The organism is Synechococcus sp. CB0205 (assembly GCF_000179255.1).
GTDB lineage: Bacteria > Cyanobacteriota > Cyanobacteriia > PCC-6307 > Cyanobiaceae > Vulcanococcus.
This window is the reverse complement of the sequence record NZ_ADXM01000043.1, coordinates 20,811-37,181: the sequence shown is the minus strand read 5'-3', so window position 1 is coordinate 37,181 and position 16,371 is coordinate 20,811. Positions and strand designations below refer to the sequence as shown.

The following is a 16,371-nucleotide window of genomic DNA, read 5'->3' as shown; positions in this document are numbered from 1 at the left end:
CGCCCTATCCAGCAGAAGGTGAGAGTCATGGCATGCCTTGGCTAGCCCAAAAATGAATCGAGGCCACGGAAGTCACAGCAATGGGCAGGCTACGAGAACAAACTTCCCCCTGAACTCAGGGGGAAGTACAGCGCAACGGGCAGCTTGCTTAATTACAACCCTGTACGGAGATGCGATAGCTAAAACCAGTCGCACCTGGATCCTTCGAGGTGCCAACTTTGAAGTTGACCTGATTCACCAACTTTCCGGAGACTGCCTGGAAAGGACCGAACATCTTTCCCGTACCGATAGGGGGCTTCATCTGCTCGTTGACCACCCGCAAATTGCTGCCATCGGCGAACTTCAGATAGGCCTCAACCGGATAGCGGGCATCCCCATCGGTGGAATCCGCCGTAAAGAACAGCTTGTAGCTGCGGTACGACTGGGTGGCCGCGAAATCAGTGTTCCAGTTGGTCCGACCGAAGACACTGCCGACCACACCTTTGGGGCGACCCACTTGCTTCTTCACGATCCAAGGCTTTGGACCGTCACCATTCCCGCCAATTGGATAGAGGAACTCACAGCCCGCCATAGCGGACTGGGGCAAGGCTGCCGACACCGTCAAAGCCGCGAAGGAGGCAGCGGCCAACCCTGGCCAGCGGGAGACACCCCGTTTCACGCCACCGTTGATCATCGAACACAGCCCAAATCTCCTCCTCAGTCTGATGAGAAAGACCATCAGCAACCACGGAATTGGTCCCAAAAGGGCAAGCCTGTGTTAGGCCACCTGCTCGTTCATTCCAGATGTGCGGCTCTCAAACCAATCCAGCAACACCCGCGCCGGAATCTGAGTCTTGAAACGGCAGGCTGATGTTTCGGAGCAGGCCAAGGTGCCGTACTCCCAGAACTTATTGCTCCCCATCCCACCACCACACAGCCCGAAGTAATCGCAGCTGGATTCACATAGCTGTACTCCAGCTTGTTGATCATCCCAAAGCCGCCGGAAGCGATCTGAAGCAGCGGCATCAGCCAACGAGGTTGTGGCCAGGTTTCCCAGATTGAAGTCCCCGTACTGGCCCGCACTCACGGAGAGCAGTTCCGGATCGAAGGTGGAGAAGTGGCCCTGCCAATCCACACTCAAAATCGAGAAAGGGCGCGTCAGCTCGTTGTCACTGAGGCGTCGCCGACTCTCCATCAACCCCAACAGCTGCTCGAACTCGCGAAGCACCACCGGGAAGCCGTCACGCGCACTTAATTGCCAGAAGGTTTGCAGGAAGGTGTAGTAGCGCTCTTCCTGCTCAATCCCCTGCATCGAGGAGCTGCCATGCACCCCCTCCTGTTCTTCGACATTGAAACCAACCGCCTTGATCTGGTGATCACGGAAGAAGGTATAGACCCCCTCGGGATCCTCCATCGCCTCAGCGGTGAGTACTGCGATCACATGGAAGGGAATGCCATGGCGCTGCAGTGCTTCGATCCCGCGCATCGCTAGGGCATGGGAACCACGGCCAGAACGAAAACGCCGGTGTTGATCATGCAGAGCCTCTGGCCCATCCAGGCTGACGCCAACCACGATCTGGTTCCGGCGGAAGCACTCGCACCACTGATCGTTGATCAAGGTTCCATTGGTCTGGATGTGCTGCTCAATCGCGACGCCTCCGGCTGGCGCCGATGCAGCCAGGGCCTCTTGGATCAGAACGGAAGCCCGGTCGTAGTAGTCGTGCGGCAGGGTCAACGGTTCACCCGCATGCCAGACCCACGCCAATTCGGGACCGCAGAAGGGACTCTCGACAATCCGCTGGACCAGCAGCGGCACCTGAGCCAAATCAAAGACCCGGCGCTTCTGCCTATCCGGCAGATAGCAATAGTCGCAGTCGAGATTGCACAGGGAGGTGGACTGAACCACCACCATGCCAATCGGACCAAACGGGTGTGTCATGACGGGCGGATTGATCACCAGCCGCCATTGGCCCAAGCCCGGTAGCCATTGCCCCAGGCACCACCGCCGCCGCCATTACCCCAGCCACCGCCGCCGTTCCCCCAGCCGCCACCGCCATTCCCCCAGGCACGGCGAACAGCAGCACCACCATTCCCCCAGGCCCTGCCGTTGCCGTTACCCCAAGCACGGGCAATCTGCTGATCGGAATCAAGTCCTTCGCTGAACTGGGACTCAAACCATTCGCCCATGGCCCCATCCCGCAGGACCTCAATCCGAGCTTCAAGGGGTCGATGCAAATCCGGTTGGCGGAAAGAGGCCATCGCCGGCTGAGTGATCACTGCACTGGTAGCCAACAGTGCGGTCCAAGAGAGCAAGCAGGAGCGGTTCATGGTGTGAAAGGCAGATGTCAAACGGAGAGGGTTCAATCAGGACTTCTCAAAGCCAGCGGTGGTGGAGAGCACCATGCGGTAGTAATTCGCGATCAGCTCGCTTGGAAGATTCACCGCACTACCTGGGCCAACCCATTGATTGATGGACTTCAGCGTCGCCGCATCACCATCGAGGTAGCGCTGCATGAGTCGACCAATGGCGATATTGCTGAAGTTGCGCAACTTGGGGCTGGATTCCGCGGTTAAGCAACCCATCCCAGCCTTCCCATAGGGGATAGCGGGAACCAAGGAACTCTTCGGTGCCACCGCCTCTTGATTGCCCCGTAACCAGAGGGTGTCACCACCCAGAATCTTGATGGCACCCGATTGCAGCGCAGCAAGGGCTGCCGCTGGATCAGCGAAGACCTTGTACGAGGCCTCTGGTGCCAAAGCTTTGAGCTTTTGAGCCGCAACACTGTCTTGAACGACACCAACGACCTGGCCAGCCAAGGCCTCGGGAGTGCCGTTATTGCCCTCTGGAGCCAAGACCCTCACGCCGGATTGGGCAAAGGGAATGGTGTAATCAAAAGTCTTCTCTCGCTCCCAATTGAAGACCACACCGCAAGCGATATCAGCCTGACCGGAACGGAGCTTTTCCAGTCCTTCACTCACCGAAACGACCGGGATGGGCTCCAGCTTCAGCCTGCCCTCCTTCGGGTCATAGGCCTCTTGAATTTCAGCGCGAATGGCCTCAAGAACGGTCACGCCAAGCCCCTGGTAGCCGTCTCCAGATTTCTCGAGATACGGCAGCGCTGAGCCAACAACAACGGCTCGCAAGGTGCCCCGTTGAACGATCGAATCGATGGCAACAGCGGAAGATGGAGACGACTGGGCTGACTGGCATCCAGCCAGAGCTCCCGCACCGAGAGCAGTCAGCAAGAGAAGTGAACAGGAGCGCATTCCAACGAGGGCGAGCCTTAAACGCTGTCTAAACACGGCGGAGCCCAATGGCCGCGCGCCAAGACGATCTCGCCCGAAAGGGATCACCGAGAGGTAACTGCACCGCAATACTGCTGAGCAATTACCTCTCACACCTGTGGAAAGGGCTCGCTTCGATCTGACCGTGTGTCTTCGGCGGTCGAGCACAGCCATTCTCATCGCAGGCCTCGGACTGGGCGCCAACCCAGCAGAGGCCAACGAAACCAAGGCGCTGGATTACAGCGGTGTGGAGCTCGCTCAAGCGCCGAGCGAAGACAAACCAGCGACGAAGAACGACGGTCCTGGATTCACCGATCTCAAAGAAAAGGCCTGGCGGGGCTACCTGGACTTTTACGGATTTGGTCCCCTGCGGACCACCGGCTACACCACGATTGAGGGTATTGAGACCCCGACGGACCTCAGCCTGAACCAACTGCTCGACAACTTCAACGGTGCCCTAATGGGACGGGCCACCGTCGAGTACGACCGGGTGGGCTTCTTCGCAGGCATCTATTACGGAGCACTGCAAAACACGCAGACCCGCTCACGGAGTGGCAGCCGCGCCTGCTCCACAACCCTCGCCCAGCTCGCCCTACTGGAGCGGGGAAAAACCAGCGATCCCTGCTCACCGGTCCGGTCCGCCAACACGACGATTTCGCTCCAGGGATTTGGCGATGCATCGGTCACCGCTGATTTCCACCAAACCGTGGTCGATCTGGCGGCCCGCTATCGCGCCGGGGCCATCCAACAACCGGTGATGAAAAAGGGCAGCTACAGCTTTGTCGGCTATGGCGGTGCTCGCATCATTGATGGGGTTCTCAATCTGAACTACGACGCCAACCTGCAACTGCAGGGCAGTGCGAATGTCTCAGGAGCGGCCCGCCAACAGGTCCTTTCCCGGCTTGGAATCCCGGCCTCAGCGGAGAAAGCACGCTTCTTCCAAAACGGCGGGACCTTGAGCTACGGCCACACCTGGACCCAACCCATGGTTGGGATGCAGGTGAACTACGCCCTGACCCCGAAGTGGCAGGTCTTCGCCAATCTCGATGCCGGAGGCTTTGGCCTCAGTGGCACCAAAGACCTCTCTGGCACAGCCCAGGTCGGGCTGGCCTATGCCCTTGGGAACTCAGCGCAGGCGTCCCTCTCTTGGAAATACTTCGGCCTGGAGTACTCCGGAGGGAATCCAGCGGACTATGGCTACGCGGCCTATCAGAACGGGATCAACCTGGGGCTGCGCTGGTTCATCAACTAGAGGCCATCAACGTCGCAGCCGGGGAGCATTCATAGAGATCCTGGTAAGCGCGGGCGAAATGGCCGCGACTCAAAAATCCGTAATGACGAGCGACCTCTTGAACCCGCTCCAAGCCCAACTTCTGGCGAATGCTCGGATCAGCGAGGGCCGCGTTCACCCGATGGAGACGGATGTAGCGCAGCAATTCCATCGGGCCAATGGCGAAGGACTCTTGGCACCCCTGGATCAGAGTTCGGCGTGAGCTGAAGACGCGTTGACTGACTTCATCCAGACCAACAGGAGCGAGTTCGTCGCTCAAGGACCAACGGACCAAATCTTTGACGACATGAGCGCGGGAGGTCTGTTTGAAGGGAACGGAGGAGCCCTCTCGCTCGCACATCAAGGCCTCGAGGAGGATGGTAAACAGCTGCTCTGTAGCCTGGGGCCCAGCAAAGCAGTCCGGTCTCTGAAGTCGATTGAGCATGGCCTGACGGAGACCGGCAAAAGCCATAGGGGTCAGACGCTGTTGATTAGCTTCGTGGAGGCAATCGGCAACGCGATGATGACCGCAGGCGCGGGCAAAGGCATCAAATTGCACATGGCGAACTAAGGCGAAGAGATTGCCTGACCCGGCGCTCAGCTGGCAATAGATCTCCGGGAGATCCGGCTTCATCCCAGCGACAGTGAAGGGATCATCGATCCGCTGACCATGGGCCGCATGGTGATCAAGCTGGCCATTGACCTCGAGCGAGACCGAGATCACCCCGGGCTGACGCTGGCCATAGAGGAGCAAGCGTCGATTGGTCGTAATCGAAAGAAGAACAGCACCCCCAACTGCTTCTGCTTGAAATGAACCATTCAGCCGCCCGACTTCCAGCTGAATCACATCCAGCTGCTGACCCAGCCCTTCAATCAAAAAGGCCAACTCGGCAGCACTGGAGAAAGCAACCGAGCGACTGATGCCTACAACCACAGGTACCGTTACCGAGGTAAATGAATCTTAAAGAGCCCCACAAAACCCCTGTCAATGTGGTCACATAACTCCACTCGGTTCGCTTGATCTTGGCGATCGGACCCTTTTGCTGGCCGTCGGACCCTTGATTGACCTCCTGGTTGCTGGTGGTTTTGTTCGTCCCGCGACCTTGGCCAAAGGCCTGACCTTCGCGCGCCCACAACCCGGACGCTGGCGCCAGGCACTGTTGCTGTCGATCGGTGGCTTGCTGGTTGAACCGCTTGCCTGGATCCAAGCCGCGCTGATCCGCAACCGCCTGAAGCGCCTGCAACTCCCGGATGCCCCGCTGATCGTGATCGGCCACTGGCGCAGCGGCACGACATGGATGCATCAGTTACTGGGCTGCGATCCAACCCTTGCCACCGCCCGCAATGCCTTCACGATCGCCCCGCAGATCGCCTTAATCGCTAAGCCAATCCTTGCACTTTGGCTGAAGCGATCGATGACGAAGACTCGTCCCATTGACAATGTCAAATGGGACTTCAATGACCCGCAAGAAGATGAAGTGGGACTGGCCAGATTGAGCTTCGACACCAACATGGCGGGTGTCGCTTTTCCGCAGGATTACCTGTTTCATTTCGAGCGCTGCGTGCTGCATGAGACTCGTTCTTTTCGCTCGGATCTACTGAAGTTTTGCAAGCTCACATGGCTGCACGATGGAGGCGGAAAAGGACAGCTCTTAATCAAGAATTCGGCCCATACCGCCAGGATTCGCCTGCTGCTCGAACTGTTCCCCAAGGCGCGTTTTGTGGTCATGAAGCGAGAGCCAATTGATTCGATTCGCTCCTTGGTGCGGGTCAAGCAAACCCTCGCTGAGCTCGTGGGACTTCAAGCGGCGCCCTCCGAGGCGACCCAAGTCGCGGAGACGACCCAGGCCTACCAGGAGTTGATGGCGGCCTACGAACGCGATCGCGAACTCATCCCGCCAGGACAACTGGCGGAGGTGGACTACGACAGCTTCATCCACAATCCGCTCCACACCGTGGAAGGGATTTATCAACAACTCAATCTCGACTCCTGGCGCGACGCTGCCGTGCCCATTCGCCGAAGGATTGAGGCCAGGAGCGATTACCGAGCCAAGCCGATCAAGCTGGAAGCGGAAGCCGAGGCTCTGCTGCAGGAGCTGCTGGCCAAGGCCGGATTGGGTCGCGGCCAAGAGCTCGCCAGAGAAGGCGGGTGATTGGTTTGATCAAGGACGAAGAAGAGGAATCTCACTAGGAACTGACGCGACTGATCAGGTCCCGACCCAACGAACAAACGCTTGATTGAGAGCGAGGAACAAACGATTCCCCAAAGAAAGCGGCCTGAATCACCACAACCCGCGGACTGGAACGGCTTCGGGTTGAGGCGCCGGAGTTGACTCAACGTCAACGACCGGTTGCGGCTTGCCCTTAGGCGCACCACCAAAGAGGAAGGTCACGCCACCGGAGGCGCGCCAGTCGGCGGTCTTCTGGGAGTCCCCCCAGATCTCGGCACCACCCTTGGCGAATAACTTGAAGGAAGTGCTGCCCAGATTGTTGATCGTGTAGTCGACGCCGCCCTCGAGCAGGATCCCACTTTCGTTGTCTTGAACAATGGGAATACTTGCCGAGCGACCCGAAAAGATATTGGTGACATTTGCATTGGCATTATTCAAATCCCAATCAGCCACCCAACCGATGCGAATAAAGGGGTTCACCAAAGAACGCTGACCTGAGTTCAGTGGAGCTGAGACCTTTAAAGCGAGAAGCGTCTGCAGAAAGTTATCGCTGTAATCGCTGTAGCGAAGATTAAACACACCCCCGCCTGTCTCTGACCAGGCATGGTCCTCGTTGTGCGTCCAAGAGCCAGTGATCTGGGGCTCTCCTCTCTCAAGGCATCTCTTAGCTGATGCAACGCTGGCCTTACTCACGCAACTGGCATTGCCGGACGGCGTCTCTCAAGCACACCGCCACGCTCCACATCGATTGCACATGCAAGGCAGCCAGCTCATCTGCAGCGCTTGTTTCCTTGGAATGAGCCTCAGCGCCAAGGAAGGTTTCACTGTGAGCACCAATCATGGTCTGCGCGTGTTCTGCACCCCTTGAATTGGCTCCTAGTGCTCCGGACAGAAAACATCTCAATTCGCACCATCACTAATGCCTTCCGACCAGCCCAACCCTCAACCCCTCCACCAGCGCTCGACCACCTCCGGCGTGCCGTACCAGCGCGGTCCAAAGGCTCCACCATGGGCCACCCCCGTCAGAACAAAGGCTGATCCAGCAGTGCTCCAAAACGACTGGGGGTGCACCGTCGCAACCAAGAAAAAACCGTTGCAGATAGAAGAGTCTGCTCTTGGAAACGCAAGCTCCCAGTGATCAGTGAGCCAGGGGTGAGCGCAGGGTTTCGCTGCAACGGTTGCGCTGAGGGCTGATGCAGTGGTGCTGGGCATGGCCGCTGCGCTCAAGGAAGGGGAGTTTGCTGAAGCGGAGGACATCGTCGGTGGATCCAATCCAACCCGCCGCGGCCAAGATCTGATGAGAGAGTCAACCTGGCGAAAACTGGACGAACGATCAAGACGCGAGCGTGAGCGGCAGATCGAGGCGACCGAATTTGCAGAAGCGATGCAAGGTCGCAAGTCCTGGACGACAGCCCACTACCAAGCAGTTTTCGAATACCTGGAGAAGCATTCGCATTGATGGCAACTGTGTGGAGATTGAGACTGCAGTCGATGTATTGAAGGACTAACCACCCGCAAGGATGAGAACGGGCTGGATTGCCATCAGCCAGTGGTTGATCCAAGTCATCAGGACTATCTTGAGGTCACAGCAAAAGCTGAGTGCGTTCATATCCCATTCCAGATTCAGTTCATGCCACACACACATTCCAAGCTGCGGCCAGAGAACACATCCGCAAGCCAGACAAAGCAGCCAAACAAAAGCGTCGACACCAGCCGTCATCAGCAGCGGCCACAGGCCAGCCCCAGACCAAACTGCCCTCCGAGCTGGGATGACTTATTGGGACAACGTTGAGCGCCAATCGTCCAATCAGGCTTAACTCAAGCCATGGATAAGCGTTGGCTCGATCTCCGTTGGCCGGTCACCGTGCTCCTGCTTGGGGCCATGGGTTTTGTGCTTCTGGCACGAAGCAGCCGGCACCCGATTCAACTCCGCTTGGAGGTGAGCTTCAGCAAGCCGGTGACCGTCGGGGGGACCTTGCAACATGACCTCGTCATGGAGAAGCCGGTGCTGGTCCGCATGAGGGAGACTGTGCCGATTCAGCTCAGGATGAGTCATCCAAAACCGATCAACGTCGAGATCAGCGAGAAAAAACCGATGCAGGTCCGCGTGGGAGAAGAGAAACCGATGGAGGTTCAAGTTCAACCCGAAGGGTCTGTGAAAGTCCGGCTGGGTCTCTAGGCGCTAAAGCCAGCTTTGAAAACCGTGGATAGTTTGAAGTCAGCACCCGCTGGCCGATGGCTCCCGAACGCTTTTTTCTCGAGCTGACCCCTCCGTCTGAATTGCTCAGATCCGCGCCCCATGTGGTGATCGTTGGCGGTGGGTTTGCCGGGCTGCGGGCGGCCCATGTCCTGGCGGGGAAGACCGTTCGCGTCACCCTGATCGACAGGCGCAACTTCAACCTGTTCCAGCCCCTGCTTTATCAGGTGGCTTCTGGCCTGGTCTCCCAAACCGATGTGGCCTCCCCCCTGCGGGTGATGTTGGGGGAATCCGAAAACATCCAGATCCTGATGGGGGAAGTGGATGACATCAATACCAAGGACAAGGAGGTGGTCTTCAACAACCGCCGCTACCGCTACGACCATCTCGTTCTGGCCGCAGGAGCGACCAGCAGCTACTTCGGCCATGACGAATGGCGCAGCGACGCCATTCCGATGAAGACCCTGGAGGATGCCTACGCCATCCGCCGCAAAGTCTTGAACTCCCTCGAGGAGGCCGAGCAAACCCCCGACCCAGAACGCCGCAAGTGGCTGCAGTCCGTCGTGGTGATTGGAGGAGGTCCAACCGGCTGCGAACTGGCCGCATCCCTCAACGATCTGATGCGGCACACCCTGGAGCGGGATTTCATGCAGATCGATCCCACCCACTGCAAGGTCACGCTGGTGGACCCAGGCGATCGAGTCCTGCGGGCCATGGATCCGCAGCTCTCAGCCTCGGCTGGCGATCACCTCAAAGCCAAGGGGGTCGAGCTCCTGCTGGGGGGGCGTGTCAAGGACATCAGCGAGGGCAAGGTCGTCATCACCACCAAAGATGGCGAAGTCACCCTGGATGCCAACACCATCTGCTGGACGGCCGGTGTCGCCGCCTCCCCCCTCGGGAAGCTGCTGGCTGAGCGCACCGGCTGCGAACTCGACCGTGGCGGCCGAGTCGTGGTGGAGCCGGACTTTTCGATCAAAGGGCATGGCGAGATCCGCGTGATCGGAGATCTCTGCAGCTACAGCCATACCCGCGATGGCAAACCCCTGCCTGGGATGGCCGGCCCGGCGGTGCAGATGGGGGGCTGGGTGGCCAAGGACATCCTGGCCCAGTGCCAAAGCCAGCCCAATCCCGCCTTTGCGTTCACCGACTTCGGCAGCATGGCGGTGGTCGGACCACTCTTTGCGGTCGCCAACCTGCGGGGACTCAAACTCAGCGGTCCCCTGGGCTGGGTCCTCTGGGGCCTCGCGCACCTGGCCTTCATGCCCGCCAATGAAAGTCGGTTGACATTGCTGACCAAATGGCTCTGGATGATTGCCACCCGCGAGCGCTCAGCCCTGGTGATTACGGAGACGTCTTCGTAGCTTCGCCGCTCAGGGCATGGAGCGCGTGGTAAATCGGCTTGGCGACGAACTGCCGGCTGACATAGGCCGCCAGCACGCAAGCCACCAGCAGTCCCGGTAGCAACTGCTGATCTCCCGCCAGTCGAACTCCAAAGAGAATTGACATCACCGGGAGCTGGGTGGCGCCGGACAGGCCAGCCACCATGCCCAAGGCCAAAAAGAGTTGAGGCGAGCCCGCAAGATCGCCGATCACCTGTCCCATGGCCGCGCCAAAGGTGAAGGAGGGATCAATTAATCCGCCGGGGATACCGGTGGAGAGGGCCAAAACCGGACCCAGGATCCGCAGCAGAAGCGTGAGCAGATCCGTCCATAACCCATGGGGGAGCTCCACCCCATCGGCTGAGCCAAAGAGCAGCCGCCCCATCAGCAACTCGCCGTCACCACCACCGGTGCCGCCGCTAACCAGCAGAAACAGCGACAGGAACGCGCCAACACCCAGGCCTAAACGAATCGGATAACGGCGCGCCAACGCGACTCCCCGACGGGTGCCCGCCAGCAACAGGCGGGCAAAAGCCGCCCCCACCAAACCACCGAGCAGGCCAACGGGAAGCGCCCAAAGAACCTGCAGCAATTCCATCGGCTCGACGCCGACGGTGCCCAAGGCAAACATCGGCTGTCCAGCCAGGTTGCTGAAGGAGGCCGCCATCCCACTGACGACCAGGGCAGGCCAGATCAGGGTGGAGGAAAAGGCACTGATGAACTCCTCCACCACAAACACCACACCCAAGAGCGGCGTATCGAACCCTCCGGCCAAACCAGCACCACCGGCCACCGCCAAGAGCTCGGCTTGCCCTAAGCCATAGAACCAATTCGGGAAACGGCGCCGCAAAAAATGAGCGGCCGACGCACCGACCTGCACCACAGGCCCCTCCCGGCCGATCGGGATCAGGGCAAGGCTGGCGATTCCCCACAGGGCCAAGCGCTGCAGGCTGGGTGCCCAGCCCAGCAGCGCCGAGGCTTGGGCTGGATGCTCAATGCTGGTCATGGTCTGGGGGATACCCGAGCCGGCGCCCCGGGCCCAGATTCCCCGTTGCAACAACAGCAGGATCGGCACCACCACCAGCGGCGAACAGGCCAAGGCAAGGGAGGATGGGGTCCACCCCTCACCACTGAAGGCCGGCAGCAGACCCAGCAGTTGGTCCTGCCAACGATCGAGCATGTTGAAGGGCCAACAGGCCACCCCGACGAGCACACCAAGCAGCGACAACTGCAACAAGTTGCGGATCAGCTCGCGGGTGCGCAGAACCACGGCGGTGCTCTCAAACCGAGCACATGATGCCGCCGAAATCGCGTCAGATCAGTTCGAAAAAATCAAGTCTTTGATTGCACAAGCCTTGACTGATCAAAGCTTCAGCAAGCTATCGGCAATCCGCAAGGCATTAGCAATCACCGTCAGCCCCATGCCCACGGCCGGACAACTGGGGAAGACGCTGGCATCAGCGACATAGAGGTTGGCCAGCTCATGGCTCCGCCCCTGGAGATCCACCACCGAGGTCGCCGGATTGGAGCCCATCCGGCAGGTGCCGCAGACACTACCCATCACCGTCAGAGGAGCCTCACCGCGGGGGTGCGTTGGAGCGGGCTTCACCACATGGCAAAGGGGGTCGTTCTCCACCTTCTTCAAGGTGTCGATCCAGCGATAGACCAAGCGGTCATGGGCCTCGCGGTTGTTCGGGAGGTAGTGAATCTGGAGATGATTCCCCCGCAGGGTCACCCGGTTGTGGGCATCGGGCAGAACCGGGCTCATCGCCCACCAGGTCACCGATCGGGCAGCCAATTGCTCCAGGCCAAAGTTGGGCATCAACTTGGTCACCAGGGAGAGAACCGGTGGGGATTCCGCAAACAGGGCGTCCTGCAGAACACCACCGCCACTGGCAATCGAGCCCAGGGGGAAGCTGACATTGCTGTCGCCCCAGAGGTAATCCGTGATGCCCAGGCTGCGGCCATAGCGACCGGAATTGGCCGCCGCCGCCAGCTGAATGATCGACGTCAGCTGGGGCTTCATCAGATTGCGACCCACCTGATCAGAGCCGTTAGCAAGTCCGCGGCTGTGATGCTCGGTCGCCGAGCGCAGCAGGATCGCAGCACTGTTGATGGCGCCGGCGGCCAGAACCACCAGATCGCCGCTGAACAACCAGGCGTGACCGTCAACCTCCGCCTCGACAGCACGCACCTCATTGCCGCTGGGGTTGACGTGCAGGCGGCGCACCTTGACCCGATCACGGACGGTGACATTGCTGGCCTTCTTCGCCAGATCCACGCCGAACAACTCCGCATCACCCGTGGGGTCTTCAGCGGATTCCGACCAGCTCAGCGGCAAGGCATAGGGGTGGGTCCCCTGGCGCTCCAGCGCTGCCCTGAGCTCAGCCACCCAGGGCTCAAAGGACCTCGGGCGATGGCCATAGGGCCCAGTGCGCCCAGGCTCAGTCGGGTCGACACCGGCTTCGCCGTGGACCCGATAGAGCGCTTCGGCACGGTCGTAGTACGGGGCGAAATCCTCGTAGCTCAGCTCCCAATTCGGAGCCGGCCCCTCCTGCAGAGGGAGGCCGCCAAACTCGCGCTCGCGCATGCGCTCGAGAACGCCGCCCCAGATCTTGCTGTTGCCACCCAAGGCATAGATCGTCTGGGGCGAGAAGGGATCCCCATCGGTCCCAAACCACTGCTCACCAGGGTGGTAGCGGTCCTTGCGGAACAAGTCGACGTCCGCGACGTTCTGATCCGCCAGGGGCATCACCCCACCGCGCTCCAGGAGCAGGATGCGCTTGCCCGAGGCCGCCAACTGTCCAGCGATCGTGCCGCCAGCAGCACCGCTGCCGATCACGATGACGTCGTAGTGAATGTCGTCAATGATCATGGTTCTTGGGCTACTGCCAGACGTAGATCAGTAAAAAGAGGATGATCCAGATGACATCCACGAAGTGCCAGAACAAGGACGTGGCCTGAACTCCCTGTTCCCCGCCGCTGTAATTGCCGGGGATAAATGACTTCACCAACATCAATCCCATCAACAGGATTCCCGTCGCCACATGGAGGCCGTGGAAACCGGTCAAGAGATAGAACGTGCCACCAAAGGTTCCCGAGGTGAAGCCAAACTTCAGGCCGCCCCATTCCACAGCCTGCCCAAAGAGGAAGTAGGCCCCCATGGCCATGCTCAGCAGCCAGAACCCCCGGAAGAGAGCCATGTTCTCTTTGGCCTTGAAATGCTCAGCCAGGGCGATCGTCCCCGAACTGGACACCAGGACCACGGTGTTCACCAGCGGCATCTTCCACTCCAACCCCTCGACCCCAGGGGGAAGCCAGTCGAGGGCTGAGGTCTTCAGCAGGGCATAGCCGCTGAAAAAGGCCAGAAAGATGACGCTTTCTGAGCACAGAAAAATGATGAAGCCGGTGAGGTTGTGCTTGGGATGCAGCTCCAACTCAGCCTGGGGGGTCGTCGTCGTCATTGCGCCGCCTCCTGCAGCACCAAGGCGCGCTCCAGCTCAGCCTGGTGTTCCACCAGCGGTTCACCGCTGCCATAGCCGTAGGGACGCGCAATCACCGTGGGGACCTCCTCCCCAAAGTTGTCCTCCGGCGGCGGAGAGGGCAACAACCACTCCAGTCCGATGGCATTCCAGGGGTTATGGGTGGCCTTAGGACCACGGATCCAGGAGCTCACCATATTGAGCAGGAAGGGAATGATCGAGACCCCCAGCAGAAAGGCCCCCAGGCTGGCGATCACGTTCCAGAAGGTGAATTCAGGGTCGTAGCTCGACACCCGCCGCGGCATCCCCATCAGACCCAAGGGATGCATGGGCAGGAAATTCAGATTGGCCCCCACAAAGGTGAGCAGGCAGTGCAATTTGCCGAGACCTTCGTAGGGCATGCGCCCGGTGAACTTCGGGAACCAGTGGTAGATCGCCGCAAAGATCCCCATCACCGCGGCCCCGTAGATCACGTAATGGAAGTGACCGACGACGAAGTAGGTGTTGGAGACGTGAATATCGATCGGCACCGTGGCCAGCATGATCCCGGTGATGCCAGCAAAGACAAAGTTGAAGAGGCCCCCCAGGCAAAACAGCATCGGGGTCGTCAGGCGTAACTTCCCGCCCCAAAGAGTGCCCAGCCAGGCAAAGACCTTCACCCCCGTTGGCACGGCAATCAACATGGTGGTGACCATGAACAGATTGCGCATCCACTGCGCCACACCACTGGTGAAGAAGTGGTGAACCCAAACAATCAAGCCCAGGCCAACAATGATGAAGGAGGCAAAGGCGACGTAGAGGTAACCAAAGAGTGGCTTCCTGGAATACACCGGAAACAGCTCTGAGAAGACCCCAAAGACCGGCAGGATGATCACATAGACCGCCGGATGGGAATAGAACCAGAAAAAGTGCTGATAGAGCACCGGATCACCACCACCCTCAGCCCGGTAAAAGCTGGTGCCGAAGTTCAGGTCCATCAGCAACATGATCGCCCCGCCCGTGAGCGCGGGCAGGCCAATCAATTGCAAGGACTGGGCCGCAAAGGCGGTCCAACAAAACACAGGCATCCGGGTCAGGGTCATCCCCGGGGCCCGCATGCGCAGGATTGTCGTCACAAAGTTGATCGCACCCATGATCGAGGACACCCCCGATAGGGCCACGGCCGTAATCCAGAGGCCCTCGCCATTGAAGAGGTGTCCCGCCGGGTTCTGAAGACTGACGGGCGGATAACTCCACCAGCCGGCGTAGGCCGGACCACCTGGGACAAAAAAGCTGGCGATCAAAATCGATCCAAAGATCGGAACCAACCAGAAGGCCACCGCATTCAGACGCGGGAAGGCCATGTCGGGCGCACCGATCATGGTTGGAATCAACAGATTATTGAGACCGTTGAGGACCGGAAAGATGAACAGGAACAACATGATTGTTCCGTGCATCGTGTAGATGCCGTTGTAGACCGAGCGATCAACCAGATCGGCGGCAGGTGTAATCAGCTCCCCGCGGATGACCATGGCCAGCAGGCCACCGATCAAGAAGAAGAAGAAGGCCGTAACGATGTACTGGATGCCAATGACCTTGGCGTCCGTGCAAAAGCCTAAGTAGCGCTTCCAGCTGCTCTGCGGTGGCGGTTCAGGGGGAAAGGTGGCGATGGTCATTGGCTCAGGTCTCAGGCGTCATGGGGCTGATTGGGGTCTCCAGGGACATTCACCTGAGGGGGCGGAGCGGGAGGGACGGTCGCCCAGCCCGGGTTGGGCTTGGTCTGACGGATGGCGAACTCATCCACGGCAAGGCTCAGGCCCGCCTGCAGCGGTTGGCGCGCGGCCTGCTCGAGCCACTGCTGATGGGCCTGGGAGTTCTCCACCACCACATCGACCTGATTCGCGGCATGCCAGGTGCCACTGAACTGGGCATCCCGCAGGCGGTAGATCCCCTCGCGCGTTGGCGTGAGATTCAGATCAATCGCCCGGCCAGGAACCACGTCCTGTTTGATGCGGAAGGCGGGGATAAACAAGCTGTGGAGCACGTCCTCGGAGACCAACCGCAAACTCACCGGTTGATCCAGCTCCAGGTGCAGTTCCGTGGATGAGACGTTGCTGCCGGGATAGCGAAACTCCCAGGACCATTGGCGGGCAATCACCTCGACCTGTTCAGCCGGCAAGCGATCGCCGGGATAGCCCCCCACCTCTTCTGTGGAATTGCGCAGATGGATGTGCTCCATCGGACCCAACATCCCCAACTTGTCGCTGGCGCGAATCGTCCAGAAGGCAATCGCCATCACCAACACAAAGGGAATAGCGGTCCAGATGACCTCCAACTTCGTGTTGCCTTCAATCGGGAAGGCGTCGCTGTCGTCGTACTTCTCGGCGCGGTTGAAGAGCACCACCCAGACCATCACCGAGACCACGCCAAAGAAGACGAAGGTGCCGATGGCGGTCTCCAAGCTGAACAGGTCATCCACCAACGGCGCGGCCGTTGAGGCCTGAACAGGAAGCCAATGGTGGGACTGCTGACCCATCCAGACGCTGAGGGCCAGGAGCAGAACAACCCAAACCAACCAGGCCAACAGAGCGGGCCGGGAGAGGCTGGGGCGGGGGGCGCTATTGCTCAT

General features: G+C 59.7%; 17 protein-coding genes. 5 read left to right on the top strand and 12 right to left on the bottom strand.

What is annotated here, in order from left to right; all coding sequences use genetic code 11:
- Positions 1-148 precede the first annotated feature (148 nt).
- From CB0205_RS0107085 to grrP, 4 genes are all read right to left on the bottom strand, one after another.
- Complete coding sequence (locus CB0205_RS0107085; protein ID WP_010315933.1) at positions 149-673, bottom strand: hypothetical protein; 525 nt, start codon at positions 671-673, stop codon at positions 149-151.
- A gap of 84 nt (positions 674-757) precedes the next feature.
- Entirely contained in the window at positions 758-1,918 is a 1,161-nt protein-coding gene (gene grrM / locus CB0205_RS0107080) for a cyclophane-forming radical SAM/SPASM peptide maturase GrrM/OscB (protein ID WP_043705678.1), read from the bottom strand.
- Positions 1,919-1,932: 14 nt separating this feature from the next.
- Positions 1,933-2,307 carry a GrrA/OscA1 family cyclophane-containing rSAM-modified RiPP gene (gene grrA / locus CB0205_RS0107075; RefSeq protein ID WP_010315929.1) on the bottom strand — a complete coding sequence of 125 codons (375 nt, stop codon included), beginning with the start codon at positions 2,305-2,307 and terminating at the stop codon, positions 1,933-1,935.
- A gap of 36 nt (positions 2,308-2,343) precedes the next feature.
- On the bottom strand, positions 2,344-3,123 hold the full coding sequence (gene grrP, locus CB0205_RS0107070) for an extracellular substrate binding-like orphan protein GrrP (RefSeq protein ID WP_010315928.1): 780 nt from the start codon (positions 3,121-3,123) through the stop codon (positions 2,344-2,346).
- 286 nt (positions 3,124-3,409) lie between these two features.
- Here grrP and CB0205_RS14405 point away from each other — a divergent pair, with 286 nt between their 5' ends.
- A complete protein-coding gene (locus tag CB0205_RS14405) occupies positions 3,410-4,516 on the top strand; it encodes a hypothetical protein (protein ID WP_156797846.1) in 1,107 nt (368 codons plus the stop codon).
- Here the strand turns inward: CB0205_RS14405 and CB0205_RS15050 are convergent.
- Entirely contained in the window at positions 4,509-5,468 is a 960-nt protein-coding gene (locus tag CB0205_RS15050; protein ID WP_010315924.1) for a helix-turn-helix transcriptional regulator, read from the bottom strand. The two genes, CB0205_RS14405 and CB0205_RS15050, sit on opposite strands and share 8 nt — an antisense overlap.
- A 124-nt stretch (positions 5,469-5,592) precedes the next feature.
- Between CB0205_RS15050 and CB0205_RS0107055 the strand changes: the two genes are divergently transcribed.
- Positions 5,593-6,687 (top strand): sulfotransferase, encoded by a 1,095-nt coding sequence (locus CB0205_RS0107055; protein ID WP_232197259.1) that lies wholly within the window; start codon positions 5,593-5,595, stop codon positions 6,685-6,687.
- 129 nt (positions 6,688-6,816) lie between these two features.
- On the opposite strand, the gene CB0205_RS0107050 is transcribed toward CB0205_RS0107055, so the two are convergent.
- Positions 6,817-7,398 (bottom strand): autotransporter outer membrane beta-barrel domain-containing protein, encoded by a 582-nt coding sequence (locus CB0205_RS0107050; protein ID WP_198001914.1) that lies wholly within the window; start codon positions 7,396-7,398, stop codon positions 6,817-6,819.
- Positions 7,399-7,647: 249 nt separating this feature from the next.
- Positions 7,648-7,788: a hypothetical protein gene (locus CB0205_RS16485; RefSeq protein WP_232197258.1), complete on the bottom strand. Its 141-nt coding sequence runs from the start codon at positions 7,786-7,788 to the stop codon at positions 7,648-7,650.
- A 127-nt stretch (positions 7,789-7,915) separates the two neighbouring features.
- On the opposite strand from CB0205_RS16485, the gene CB0205_RS15890 reads away from it, so the two are divergent.
- From CB0205_RS15890 to CB0205_RS0107025, 3 genes are all read left to right on the top strand, one after another.
- The gene (locus tag CB0205_RS15890; RefSeq protein WP_156797844.1) at positions 7,916-8,164 is read left to right on the top strand and encodes a hypothetical protein; all 249 of its coding nucleotides are present in this window, start codon (positions 7,916-7,918) and stop codon (positions 8,162-8,164) included.
- Between the two features lie 366 nt (positions 8,165-8,530).
- The gene (locus tag CB0205_RS0107030; RefSeq protein WP_010315912.1) at positions 8,531-8,884 is read left to right on the top strand and encodes a hypothetical protein; all 354 of its coding nucleotides are present in this window, start codon (positions 8,531-8,533) and stop codon (positions 8,882-8,884) included.
- Positions 8,885-8,940: 56 nt separating this feature from the next.
- The gene (locus CB0205_RS0107025) at positions 8,941-10,263 is read left to right on the top strand and encodes an NAD(P)/FAD-dependent oxidoreductase (RefSeq protein ID WP_010315911.1); all 1,323 of its coding nucleotides are present in this window, start codon (positions 8,941-8,943) and stop codon (positions 10,261-10,263) included.
- Here CB0205_RS0107025 and CB0205_RS14395 read toward each other — a convergent pair.
- The 5 genes from CB0205_RS14395 to CB0205_RS0107000 form a co-directional block, all read right to left on the bottom strand.
- Positions 10,244-11,551, bottom strand: coding sequence for a chloride channel protein (locus CB0205_RS14395; RefSeq protein WP_010315909.1), 1,308 nt, complete (start codon positions 11,549-11,551; stop codon positions 10,244-10,246). The two genes, CB0205_RS0107025 and CB0205_RS14395, sit on opposite strands and share 20 nt — an antisense overlap.
- Before the next feature lie 93 nt (positions 11,552-11,644).
- Positions 11,645-13,156 (bottom strand): GMC oxidoreductase, encoded by a 1,512-nt coding sequence (locus CB0205_RS0107015; protein ID WP_010315906.1) that lies wholly within the window; start codon positions 13,154-13,156, stop codon positions 11,645-11,647.
- A 10-nt stretch (positions 13,157-13,166) separates the two neighbouring features.
- The gene (locus CB0205_RS0107010; protein ID WP_010315904.1) at positions 13,167-13,745 is read right to left on the bottom strand and encodes a heme-copper oxidase subunit III; all 579 of its coding nucleotides are present in this window, start codon (positions 13,743-13,745) and stop codon (positions 13,167-13,169) included.
- Positions 13,742-15,418, bottom strand: a complete 1,677-nt coding sequence (locus CB0205_RS0107005) for a cbb3-type cytochrome c oxidase subunit I (protein WP_010315902.1) — start codon at positions 15,416-15,418, stop codon at positions 13,742-13,744. Before CB0205_RS0107005 ends, CB0205_RS0107010 begins: the two co-directional genes overlap by 4 nt.
- 11 nt (positions 15,419-15,429) lie before the next feature.
- Complete coding sequence (locus tag CB0205_RS0107000) at positions 15,430-16,371, bottom strand: cytochrome c oxidase subunit II (RefSeq protein ID WP_010315901.1); 942 nt, start codon at positions 16,369-16,371, stop codon at positions 15,430-15,432.